9 protein-coding genes are annotated in these 11,531 nt (G+C 68.1%); 7 read left to right on the top strand and 2 right to left on the bottom strand.

The genetic code is table 11. The features are described from left to right. Positions 1-4 precede the first annotated feature (4 nt). Positions 5-376, bottom strand: coding sequence for a hypothetical protein (locus PKB_RS19485; protein WP_043253662.1), 372 nt, complete (start codon positions 374-376; stop codon positions 5-7). Positions 377-486: 110 nt separating this feature from the next. Between PKB_RS19485 and PKB_RS19480 the strand changes: the two genes are divergently transcribed. Next, positions 487-4,818 (top strand): DEAD/DEAH box helicase, encoded by a 4,332-nt coding sequence (locus PKB_RS19480; protein ID WP_043253660.1) that lies wholly within the window; start codon positions 487-489, stop codon positions 4,816-4,818. Positions 4,819-4,855: 37 nt separating this feature from the next. Here PKB_RS19480 and PKB_RS19475 read toward each other — a convergent pair whose 3' ends face one another. Then, a complete protein-coding gene (locus tag PKB_RS19475) occupies positions 4,856-5,173 on the bottom strand; it encodes an Mpo1-like protein (RefSeq protein ID WP_043253657.1) in 318 nt (105 codons plus the stop codon). A gap of 138 nt (positions 5,174-5,311) precedes the next feature. On the opposite strand from PKB_RS19475, the gene PKB_RS19470 reads away from it, so the two are divergent. The 6 genes from PKB_RS19470 to fliL all read left to right on the top strand — a co-directional run bounded on the left by PKB_RS19470 (position 5,312) and on the right by fliL (position 11,528). Then, positions 5,312-6,316, top strand: a complete 1,005-nt coding sequence (locus PKB_RS19470; protein WP_043253655.1) for an AraC family transcriptional regulator — start codon at positions 5,312-5,314, stop codon at positions 6,314-6,316. Positions 6,317-6,917: 601 nt separating this feature from the next. Further along, on the top strand, positions 6,918-7,223 hold the full coding sequence (locus PKB_RS19465) for an STAS domain-containing protein (RefSeq protein ID WP_043253653.1): 306 nt from the start codon (positions 6,918-6,920) through the stop codon (positions 7,221-7,223). 19 nt (positions 7,224-7,242) lie between these two features. Further along, the gene (locus tag PKB_RS19460) at positions 7,243-8,943 is read left to right on the top strand and encodes an ATP-binding SpoIIE family protein phosphatase (RefSeq protein WP_043253651.1); all 1,701 of its coding nucleotides are present in this window, start codon (positions 7,243-7,245) and stop codon (positions 8,941-8,943) included. Between the two features lie 51 nt (positions 8,944-8,994). Further along, positions 8,995-9,345, top strand: a complete 351-nt coding sequence (locus PKB_RS19455; RefSeq protein WP_043253649.1) for an Hpt domain-containing protein — start codon at positions 8,995-8,997, stop codon at positions 9,343-9,345. A gap of 83 nt (positions 9,346-9,428) precedes the next feature. Then, positions 9,429-10,751 (top strand): flagellar hook-length control protein FliK, encoded by a 1,323-nt coding sequence (locus tag PKB_RS19450; protein ID WP_043253648.1) that lies wholly within the window; start codon positions 9,429-9,431, stop codon positions 10,749-10,751. Positions 10,752-11,018: 267 nt separating this feature from the next. Continuing rightward, positions 11,019-11,528 carry a flagellar basal body-associated protein FliL gene (gene fliL / locus PKB_RS19445; RefSeq protein ID WP_043253646.1) on the top strand — a complete coding sequence of 170 codons (510 nt, stop codon included), beginning with the start codon at positions 11,019-11,021 and terminating at the stop codon, positions 11,526-11,528. Positions 11,529-11,531 lie beyond the last annotated feature (3 nt).

Genomic DNA, 11,531 nt, shown 5'->3' with positions numbered 1-11,531 from the left:
AGGGTTACCAGGTCTTCACCCGGTAGCCCTTCACGCAGGCGCGAACTTCGTCGTCGATCAGGTTGCCGGGCTTGATGCACTCGGCCATGGTCCGCGGGCTGTCGCCGTACTTGTCGGGGCGGGCCGGGCTGCCCGCCGCCTGCTGCTCCATGCCGAGGCGGCCGAGCAGGGCATGCCAGCGCGCATCGGTCCATTGGCGACCGGCCGGGTCGTGCCAGAGCTGCCAGGCGCCCACGCCCAGGGCGATCAGCAGCGCCAGTTGCAGCACGTGCTTGAGCGCGCGGCGCCAGTTGCGCTCGCGGCCCGGCGGCGGTTCGCCGTTCTTGCCGGGGTTGTTGACGTTCTGCCAGTACCAATCGCGGTCTTTCAGGCTCATTCGGGCGGGTCCGCAGGAAGATTCGCGCAGGGTAGCGCTTGCATTGTTCAGCGGCGAGGAGTGATCGGCGGTCCTTGAGCACTTTGTGCACCGCCACCATATTTGCCTGCATGACTCGACTCGCCGCCGCTTCCACACCCGCCGAGGTGCTGCAGGGTTTCCACCCCGCGGTCGCGGCCTGGTTCATCCGCCATTTCGCCGCGCCGACCGCCGCCCAGGTCCAGGCCTGGCCGTCGATCCGCGCCGGGCGCTCGACCCTGGTGGCAGCGCCCACCGGTTCGGGCAAGACGCTCACCGCCTTCCTCTCGGCCATCGACCAGCTGGTGCGCGAAGGCCTGGCCAATGGCGGCGAGCTGCCGGACAGAACCAGCGTGGTCTACGTCTCGCCGCTCAAGGCGCTGTCCAACGACATCCGCATCAACCTCGAGGAACCGCTGGCCGGCATCCGCGAGGAGCTTGAACGCATGGGCCTGCCGGCTGTGGATATCCGTACGGCGGTGCGCACCGGCGACACCAGCCAGGGCGAACGCGAGGCCATGCGCCGGCGCCCGCCGCACATCCTGGTGACCACGCCGGAGTCGCTCTACGTGCTGCTCGGCTCGGAATCCGGGCGGCAGATGCTGGGCGGCGCGCGCAGCGTCATAGTCGACGAGATCCACGCCCTGGCCGGCAGCAAGCGCGGCAGCCACCTGGCGTTGTCGCTTGAGCGCCTGCAGGCGCTGTGCGCCGAACCGTTGGTGCGCATCGGGCTGTCGGCCACGCAGAAGCCCATCGAGGCGGTGGCGGAATTCCTCTGCGGCATGGCCGATTGCCGCATCGTCGATATCGGCTACAGCCGCGCGCGCGATCTCGCCATCGAGGTGCCGCCGGCGCCACTGGAGGCGGTGATGTCCCACGAGGTCTGGGACAGCGTCTACGACCGCCTCGCCGCGCTGGCCGAGGAGCACCGCACCACCTTGGTGTTCGTGAATACCCGGAGGCTGGCCGAACGCATCACCCGTCACCTGGGCGAGCGCCTGGGGATCGAAAAAGTGGCCGCGCACCACGGCAGCCTGTCCAAGGAACAGCGCCTGGGCGCCGAGCAGCGGCTCAAGGCTGGTCGCCTCAAGGTGCTTGTAGCCACCGCTTCGCTGGAGCTGGGCATCGACATCGGCGACGTCGAGCTGGTCTGCCAGATCGCCTCGCCGCGCTCCATCGCCTCCTTCCTGCAGCGCGTCGGGCGCTCCGGGCACAGCGTCGGCGGCACGCCCAAGGGGCGGTTGTTCCCAACTTCAAGGGATGAGCTGATCGAGTGCGTGGCGCTGCTCGACAGCGTGCGGCGCGGCGAGCTGGATGCATTGTCGATTCCGCACGCACCGCTCGACGTGCTGGCCCAGCAGATAGTCGCGGAAGTGGCCTGCCGCGAATGGCGCGAGGACGAACTCTTCCAGCTGCTGACCCGCGCCCAGCCCTACGCCGATTTGTCGCGCGAACGTTTCGACGCATTGCTGCGGATGCTGGTCGACGGCTACACCAGCCGCAACGGCCAGCGCGGCGCCTACCTGCATCGCGATGGCGTGCATGGGCTGCTGCGCGGAAGGCGTGGCGCGCGTCTGACCGCGGTGACCTCCGGCGGCACCATTCCCGACACCGGCGATTACCAGGTGCTGCTGGAGCCGCAAGGCCTGACCGTCGGTACGGTGAACGAGGACTTCGCCGTGGAAAGCCTGGCCGGCGATGTCTTCCAGCTCGGCAACCAGTCCTACCGCATCCTGCGCATCGAGCCGGGCAAGGTGCGCGTCGAGGACGCCCAGGGCCAGCCGCCGAACATCCCGTTCTGGCTCGGCGAGGCGCCGGGGCGCAGCGACGAGCTGTCGGCCAGCGTGTCGCGCCTGCGCGAGCGGCTGGATGGGTTGCTGGCGGAAGCGCTGGGCGGCGCCGAGCCGTTGCAGCCGGCGATGGCCTGGCTGGAAAACGAGCTTGGGCTGAACGAAGCCGCCGCGCGCCAACTGGTGGAATACCTGGCCCGCGCCCGCGCCGCCCTCGGCGTGCTGCCGAGCCAGTCGGCGCTGGTGCTGGAACGTTTCTTCGACGAGTCCGGCGGCATGCAGCTGGTGATCCATTCGCCCTATGGCAGCCGGGTCAACCGCGCGTGGGGGCTGGCCCTGCGCAAGCGCTTCTGCCGCACATTCAACTTCGAGCTGCAGGCGGCGGCCACCGAGGACGCGATCATCCTCTCGCTATCCACCAGCCACAGCTTTCCGTTGGATGAGGTGTGGCGCTACCTGAATGCCAATACCGCCGAGCAGGTGCTGGTCCAGGCGCTGCTCGATGCACCGCTGTTCGGCGTGCGCTGGCGTTGGAACGCCACCACCTCGCTGGCCCTGCCGCGCTACCGCGGCGGGCGCAAGGTGGCGCCGCAACTGCAGCGCATGCGCAGCGAGGACTTGCTCGCGTCAGTTTTCCCCGACCAGGTGGCGTGCCTGGAGAACATCGTCGGCGAGCGGCAGATTCCCGACCATCCGCTGGTGGCGCAGACCCTCGACGATTGCCTCCACGAGGCGATGGACACGGAGGCCTGGCTGGCCCTGCTGCGGCGCATGGAGCACGGCGAGGTGGCGCTGTATGCCCGCGACCTGCCGGCGCCTTCGCCGCTGGCGGCAGAAGTGCTCAGTGCCAGCCCCTATGCCTTCCTCGACGATGCGCCGTTGGAAGAGCGCCGCACCCAGGCGGTGCTCAGCCGGCGCTGGAGCGATCCAGAATCCTCCGACGATCTCGGCGCGCTCGATCCGGAAGCCATAACGGCGGTGCGTGCCGAGGCCTGGCCGGAAGCGCGCGACCCCGACGAGATGCACGAGGCGCTGAGCGGCCTGGGTTGCATTCGTGCCGATGAGGCGTGCGAGAACCAAGGCTGGGAACTGCTGCTTGGGCGCCTGGCCAAGTCCGGCCGGGCGACGCGCCTGCGCAGTGGCGAGGCTGATCTGTGGGTAGCCGCCGAACGCCTCTGCCAGGTGCTGGCTGTCTATCCACAGGCGCGGCTGACGCCCGAACTGCAATTGCCGATGGCGCTGCAGGAAGGCTGGTCAGCGGAAGACGCGTTGCTCGAACTGCTGCGTGCGCGATTGACCGGCTTCGGTCCGCGCACGCAACGCCAGATGGTGGAAGACCTCGCCTTGCCTGCCGCCGATATTGCCTTTGCCTTGGCGGGACTGGAGCGCGAGGGCTACGTACTGCGCGGCCGCTTCAGCCCGGATGCCGGCGAGGAGGAGTGGTGCGAGCGCCACCTGCTGGCGCGCATCCACCGCTACACGGTGCGCCGCCTGCGCCGCGAGATCGAGCCGGTGGAGCGGGCCGACTTCATGCGCTTCCTGTTCGACTGGCAGCGCGTTTCGAAGAGCTCGCAAGTGCGCGGCGCCGAGGCGCTGGCCGGTGTGCTCAGCCAGCTGGAGGGCTTCCAGGCCGCCGCCGGAGCCTGGGAAAGCGAGCTGCTGCCGGCGCGGGTGGCCGATTACGGGATCAATTGGCTGGACGACCTGTGCCGCGCGGGCCGCTTGGTCTGGGCGCGCCTGCCGAGCCGCGCCACGCTGCGCGGTCGCAGTGGCGGCGGACCGTTGCGTAGCACGCCCATCGTCCTGCTGCCGCGCCGCGAGCTGCCGCTGTGGAGCGCGCTCTGCGCCGATGCGCCGGAGGCGGAGCTGTCCTCGAAGGCGCAGAAGGTGCTGCAGGCGCTGCAGACGCACGGTGCGCTGTTCTTCGACGAGCTTTCCAGCGAGGCGCACCTGCTGCGCAGTGAACTGGAGATGGCCTTGGGTGAGCTGGTGGCGGTCGGTCGAGTGAATGCCGACAGCTTCGCCGGCTTGCGCGCATTGCTGCTTCCTGCTGCCAAGCGCAGCCGCCAGGAGCGCAGGGCGCGCACGCCGCTGTTCGGCATGGCCGATGCCGGGCGCTGGGCCTTGCTTCGAAAACCCTCGGTGGAGCTGGCTGCAGGCCAGCCGCAGCGCCTGGCCTCCGAAGTGCTGGAGCACGTAGCGATGACGCTACTGCGTCGCTACGGCGTGGTCTGTTGGCGCCTGCTGGCGCGCGAGGCCGACTGGCTGCCGCCGTGGCGCGACCTGCTGCGCGTCTACCATCGCCTGGAGGCGCGCGGCGAGATTCGCGGCGGGCGCTTCGTCGCCGGGCTGACCGGCGAGCAGTTCGCCCTGCCGGAAGCGGTCGGCCTGCTGCGCGAAGTGCGCCGGCGCGAGAAGGATGGCGAGTACGTGGTGCTTTCGGCGGTCGATCCGCTGAACCTGGCTGGTACGCTGTTGCCCGGCAGCAAGGTGCCGACGGTGCTGGGTAACCGGGTGATCTACAAGGATGGTGTAGCGCTGGGTGCGCTCATCGCCGGCAAGCCGGTGCTCTGGGTGGAGTTGCCGAGAGAAGAAGAGGCGCGGGTGCGGGAGCTGTTGATCCGCCGGATTTAATTGGGCCCCCGCGCTCGCGGGGACCCAACATCCAACCTCAGAACCGAATCCGCCCGGTAAAGGCATCCTTGAGCATCACCCAATCGCCCATGAACGACCACAGCGGGTACTGGAAGGTGGCGGGGCGGTTCTTCTCGAAGACGAAATGGCCCACCCAGGCGAAGCCGTAGCCGGCGAAGGGCAGGGCGAACAGCCAGGCCCAGTGGCCGCCGATCACGGCGTAGGCGAGGATCGTCAGCACCAGCAGGCTGCCGACGTAGTGCAGGCGGCGGCAGGTCGCGTTGCTGTGCTCCTGCAGGTAGTAGGGGTAGAACTCGGCGAAACTGCGGAAACGCTCGGCGGTGTCGGTGGCCATGGCGCACCTCCTGTTGTCGTGGTCGGCCCAGTGTAGGGACGGCGCCGCTACTTGCGGATGACCCATGCAGCCAGTTTAGTATCCAACCCCGCCATTCCCCTGGCCGCCCTGGCGCGGCCGAGTACAAGAAGAATCGAGATGCCTGAGCGTACGACACTGTCCAGCTGGGTGCGCGGCATGGTCCTCGCCATCGAGCTGGAAGGCCTGGACGGGCGCGCCCTGTTCGCCGAGCTGGGGCTGGACTACGCGGCGCTGGACGACCCCGATGCGCGCTTCCCGCAGGACGACATGACGCGTCTGTGGCAGCTCGCCGTGCAGCGTAGCGGCAACCCGGCCATCGCCCTCAACATCGCCCGTGTGCATACCCCGGCGTTTCCGGTGGTGGGCTATGCGCTGATGTCCAGCCGCAACCTCGCCGAGGGCTTCGAGCGCCTGGAACGCTACCAGCGGATCATCGCCGAGGGCGCCGACCTGAGCTTCCGCCGCCAGCCCGAGGGCTGCCTGTTCAGCGTGCAGGTCCACGGCGACCGCCTGCAGCCGGCGAGGCAGAGTGCCGAATGCTCGCTGGCCAGCCTGATCGGCCTGGTGCGCTGGATCACCGGCCGGCAGATCCGGCCGCTGGAAGTGCAGCTGGCCGGCGAGCCGCCGCGGGATGTCACGCCCTATGCGGCGCTGTTCGAGGCGCCGCTGAAATTCGGCCAGACGCACTGCGCGATGCTCTTCTCCCACGCCGACATGGATGCCCCGCTGCCCACCGCCAACGCGGAGCTGGCGCGCCTGCACGACCGTTTCGCCGGTGAGTACCTGGCGCGCTTCGAAAGCAGCCGCTTCAGCCACCAGACCCGCCAGGTGCTGTGCCGCCTGCTGCCGCAAGGCGAGCCCAAGCGCGAGGCGGTGGCCGAGGCGCTGCACCTGTCCGAACGCACCCTGCAGCGGCGCCTTCAGGAGGAGGGCAGCAGCTACCAGCAACTGCTCGACGACACCCGCCGCGAACTCGCCCAGCAATACCTGGCGACACCGCACATGACCCTGCTGGAAATCGCCTACCTGCTCGGCTTCTCCGAACCCAGCAACTTCTTCCGCGCCTTTCGCCGCTGGTTCGGCGTGACGCCAGGCGAATACCGCGAGCGAGGCGCGCGGTAGGAGATTCATCCGCGAAAATCCCCACGACAATGTCGCCTGTAGGAGCGGGCCATGCCCGCGATTCGCGGATAAATCCGCTCCTACGAAAAGCGCAAGCGCGCTTCGCTCTTGGGATTTCCAGCGAGACATCCACACGCGCCGAACGCCCCTTACAGAAGGCCGAGCAAAGCCCACGCAGAGGAGGTTGCGCGACATGGATGTCGCAAAAGCCCCGACCAGTACAGGGACGTACTGTCGGGGCGGGCCTCCGGGTGCGTGGGGATGTGCGAGGGAAGTCCGGCTCCGCCGGACCCGTATGTCGGGGCAAGACCTTTGCCTACTTTGGGTCGTTTGCCAAAGTAGGTCGCCCGAGGGGGCGAAACAAGAAACATCCGAACGCGCCAAAGCGGCGCGCTAAACCAATCAATTGGATCCCCGCGTTCGCGAGGATGACGGAGGTATGCGGGCGCGGGATCACGAAAGGGCAGACTAAACCCTGACGCCAGCTTGTAACCGGCCCGGCGCACAATGGCAGCGGGCCACCCGGTAAGTTGCCGGGGCCCGGACAAGCTGCTAAATGTTCCCACTCACGACGCGTAGCCATTTCAGCAGGGAGATCACCATGGCCATCACTTCCGTTCCATCGGCCGACGGGCAGGAGCTGACCATCGTGGTACAGGGCCGATTCGATTTCGGCGCGCACCAGGAATTCCGCGATGCCTACGAGCGCATCGAGATCACCCCCAAGCGCTATGTGATCGATCTCAAGGGCGCAACCTACCTGGACAGCTCCGCCCTGGGCATGCTCCTGCTGCTGCGCGACCACGCCGGCGGCGAGCATGCGCAAATCCGCCTGACCCAGTGCAGCCCGGATGTGCGCAAGATCCTTTCCATCTCCAACTTCGAGCAGTTGTTCCAGATCAGCTGAGCGACGCGGCGTGCCAGCCATGTCGAACTTCCTGACGATCCTCATCGCCGACGACAACGCCGCCGATCGCCTGCTGCTGTCGACCATCGTCAGCCGCCAGGGCCACCGCGTTCTCACCGCCGCCAACGGCCTGGAGGCGCTGGCGCTGTTCGACCAGGAGCGGCCGCAGCTGGTGCTGATGGACGCCCTGATGCCGGTGATGGACGGCTTCGAGGCGGCCAAGCGGATTCGCCAGCTGGCCGGCGAGGCGCTGGTGCCGATCATCTTCCTCACTTCGCTGAGCGAGACTGAAGCGCTGGTGCAAAGCCTGGAAGCCGGCGGCGACGACTTCCTCTCCAAGCCCTACAACCGCTTCATCCTCGAGGCGAAGATCCGCGCCATGGGGCGCCTGCACCACCTGCAGCGCGAGGTGCTCGAACAGCGCGACCTGATCGCCCGGCACAACGAGCACCTGCTCAACGAGCAGCGCGTGGCCAAGGCGGTGTTCGACAAGGTGGCGCACTCGGGCTGCCTCAATGCGCCGAACATCCGCTACCTGCAATCGCCCTTCGCGCTGTTCAACGGCGACCTGCTGCTGGCCGCCTTCAAGCCTTCCGGCGGCATGCACGTGTTGCTTGGCGACTTCACCGGCCACGGGCTGCCGGCGGCGATCGGCGCCATGCCGCTGGCCGAAGTCTTCTATGGCATGACGGCCAAGGGCTACCCGATCACCGACATCCTTCGCGAGATGAACGCCAAGCTGAAGCGCATCCTCCCGGTCGGGGTGTTCTGCTGCGCGACCATGCTCAACCTGAGCTTCCAGCGCGGCCTGGTGGAGGTGTGGAACGGCGGCTTGCCCGACGGCTACCTGGTGCGCCGGGGCAATGGCCTTGTGCCGCTGGTATCGCGCCCCCTGCCGCTGGGTATCCTCGACGTGGCCGCGTTCGACGAGAGTTGCGAGGTCTTCCCGATGGAGGACGGCGACCGTGTGCTGCTGTTCTCCGACGGCGTGCTGGAAGCGCGCAATCCCCAGGGCGAGATGTTCGGCGAACAGCGCCTGCTCGAGGTCTTCGCCTCCCAGCCTGACGTCACGCGGCTGTTCGATGGCGTGCAGGCGGCCCTGTCGCGCTTCCGTGGCGAGGCGCAGGACGACCTGAGCATGCTCGAGGTGGCCCTGGTCCCGGGGGCCAGCCTGCAGCGCCCGCCGCTGGCCTTCTCCGACAGCGGGCTGAACGGCTCGCAGGACTGGTCCGCCAGCTTCGAATTCCGCGCGCCGACCCTGCGCCACTTCAATCCGCTGCCGTTCCTGCTGCAGCTGCTGATGGAAGTGCAGGACCTGCGCCCGCGCGGCGGCGCGCTCTACACCGTGCTCGCCGAGCTCTACTCCAATGCCCTGGAGCACGGCGTGATGGGCCTTGACTCGCGCCTCAAGTGCGACGCCCGCGGCTTTGCCGGCTATTACGAGGAACGGCGCCGGCGCCTGGCCGCGCTGGAGCGCGGCTACGTGCGCTTTCACCTGGACCTGGCGCCGCTGGACCAGGGCGGGCGCCTGCTGGTGCGGGTCGAGGACAGTGGCGAGGGCTTCGACGTCAACGCCGTGCTGCAGGCCCAGACGCAATGCCAACCCGGCGGTTTCAGCGGCCGCGGCCTGACCCTGGTGCGCCAGCTCGCCGACCGCTGCCAGTGGTCGGCGGATGGCAAATCGGTCTGCGTGGAGTTTTTCTGGCCCGCTCAGGCATAATCCGGCGTTCCCGCGCGCCAGCCCTGGCGCCGCCGGCCAGGGAGTGAGCGAATGTCCGAAGCGCATCTCGACGATGCCGTGCTCAGCGCATTGCAGGATGTGATGGCTGAAGAGTTTCCGCTGCTGTTGGAGACTTTCATCGGCGACTCCGAAGAGCGCCTGCGCGGCCTGCGCGAGGCGCTGCAGCACGCCGATGCCCACGCCCTGCGGCACACCGCGCACAGCTTCAAGGGCAGCTGCGGCAACATGGGGGCGCTGCGCCTCACCTCCCTGTGCAAACAGCTGGAAGACCTCGCCCGGCACGGCAACCTGAGCGCCGCTGTACCGCTGGTCGCCGAGGTGGAGAGCGAGTTCGCCAGCGTCCGCCGCTTGCTCGAAGCGCTTGGCCCTACGGCCTCCTGAGCGATACCTCGCGGATCGGCCAGAGACCTGGCCCGTCCCTTGCAATCTCCGTTTCACTCATTCAGCACGAACGGAGATTTCCGATGGCTGTCGCCCCGGATATTTTGCTCTCGCCACCTTCCGCGCCCAGCGCCCGGACCACCGCGTCCAGGGCCGCGCAGGACTCGACGGCGACCACCAACGACAAGGGTTCCAGCTTCGCCGACGTCTACGCCCAGGAGAACCGCGCGGCGCCGCCGGAGCGCCCGGCTGCGCATGCCAGGCCCAGCCGCGACAAGGCCAAGGCGGCGGACGATTCCTCTTCGGACGACAGCGCCAAGGCGGCCGACAGCGGCAGCGATCAGCCGAAGGTTGCCGATGACGGCAAGGCCTTGCCGGCCGACGCCCAGGACAAGACCGCGAGCGGCGACGACAAGCCCGACGAAGCCAGCCTCGACCCGTTGCTGGCGCTAGGCCTGGGAGCTCAGCTGCCAGCTCCGGCGACGCCCGACGCGACTCCGCTGGCCGGTCAGGCACAGCTGAATGCGGCGAACAGCGACGGCGACCTGCAGAAACTCAACCAGGCGCAGGGCGTCAACCTGCTGCCGGGTGCCGACGCCACCGCTGCGACCGATTCGGCCAGCGTCGCCCAGAACCTGCAGGCGCAGTTGCAAGGCCAGGCCAAGGTCGATACCGACGTCAAGGGCGCAGGCACGGACAAGGCTGAAGACGGCAAGGGCAAGTTCGACATGCAGTCGCTGCTCGCCGGGCTGACCGGCCAGGCGGCCAAGACCGAAGACAACAAGGTGGCGGACGGTGACCTGCAGGCGCTGACCGCGCAACTGCCGGAGAACGCCCGCGAAACCAAGACCGAGACGAACAAGGACGCCTTCGCCGGCAAGCTCGAAGCCCTGACCCAGGCGCTCAACGGCACGCCGCAGGCGCTGACCGCCCGACCGGTCAACCCGCAGGTGCCCGGCCAGCCGGTGGCCATGCAGCAGAACGGCTGGACCGACCAGGTGGTCGACCGGGTGATGTGGATGTCCAGCCAGAACCTGAAGTCGGCGGATATCCAGATGGAGCCGGCCGACCTCGGTCGCCTGGAAGTGCGCATCCACATGACCAGCGACCAGACCCAGGTCACCTTCGCCAGCGCCAACGCCGGCGTGCGCGAGGCGCTGGACAGCCAGCAGCACCGCCTGCGCGACCTGTTCAACCAGCAGGGCATGACCCAGGTGAACGTCAACGTCTCCGACCAGTCGCTGGCGCGCGGCTGGCAGGGTCAGCAGCAGGGCGGCGGCAACGGTCGCGGCGGTTCGTCGACGGCGAGCACCGAAGGCGACGACGAGCCGATGCTCAGCGGCGTCAGCGAGATCCGCGCCCGACCGCAGCTCGGCGGGTTGGGCATGGTCGACTACTACGCCTGATCCCGGCGGAGTTCGCGGCACCCTGTAGGAGCGAACCTTGTTCGCGAATCGCGGGCAAAGCCCGCGCCTACCGGGGTTCGGTGTGGAGCCTTCGCGGATGAGATCCGCTCCTACGGGAGCTCAACGCGAAAGCCTCGCGCGGCCCCTCGCTCCCGCCACCGCCACCCTGTAATATCCGCCGCGGCAGCCAGGCATCGCGACCTGGCACAGCCCTTGCTCCTGTCCTTGGGAACAGGCAACGGAACGCGCAAGTGACGGATTTCTGGCATGGCTAAGAACGATCAGCAGACCCCTCCCGCCGAAGGCGGCGCCGGCAAGGGCCGGCTCAAGCTCATCATCATCATCGCCGTGGCCTTCCTGCTGGCGGTTGGCGCCTCCGTGGGCGGCACCTGGTTCTTCCTCAGCCGTGGCGCCAAGCCGGCCGAGCCTCCGCCTGCCGAAGCCAGCAGTGGCAAGAAACCGGCGCTCTATGAAGTGCTGGCGCCTTCCTTCGTGGTGAACTTCAACCAGAACGGGCGGCAGCGCTACCTGCAGGTGTCGGTGGCGCTGATGGGCCGCGACCAGGCCCAGCTCGATGCCCTGCAGGAACAGATGCCGCTGGTCCGTAACCAGCTGGTGATGCTGTTTTCCAGTCAGAATTTCGATTCCCTGACCACTCCGGTGGGCAAGGAGATGTTGCGCCAGCAGGCCACCGCCAGCATTCAGGAAGTGGCGAAGAAGGCCACCGGTCAACTGACCGTCGAGCAGGTGCTTTTCACCAATTTCGTACTCCAGTAGGTA

This window comes from Pseudomonas knackmussii B13 (genome assembly GCF_000689415.1).
In the GTDB taxonomy this organism is placed as follows: Bacteria; Pseudomonadota; Gammaproteobacteria; order Pseudomonadales; family Pseudomonadaceae; genus Pseudomonas; species Pseudomonas knackmussii.
The sequence above is the reverse complement of the archived record's forward strand: the minus strand, read 5'-3'. Positions and strand labels throughout refer to the sequence as shown.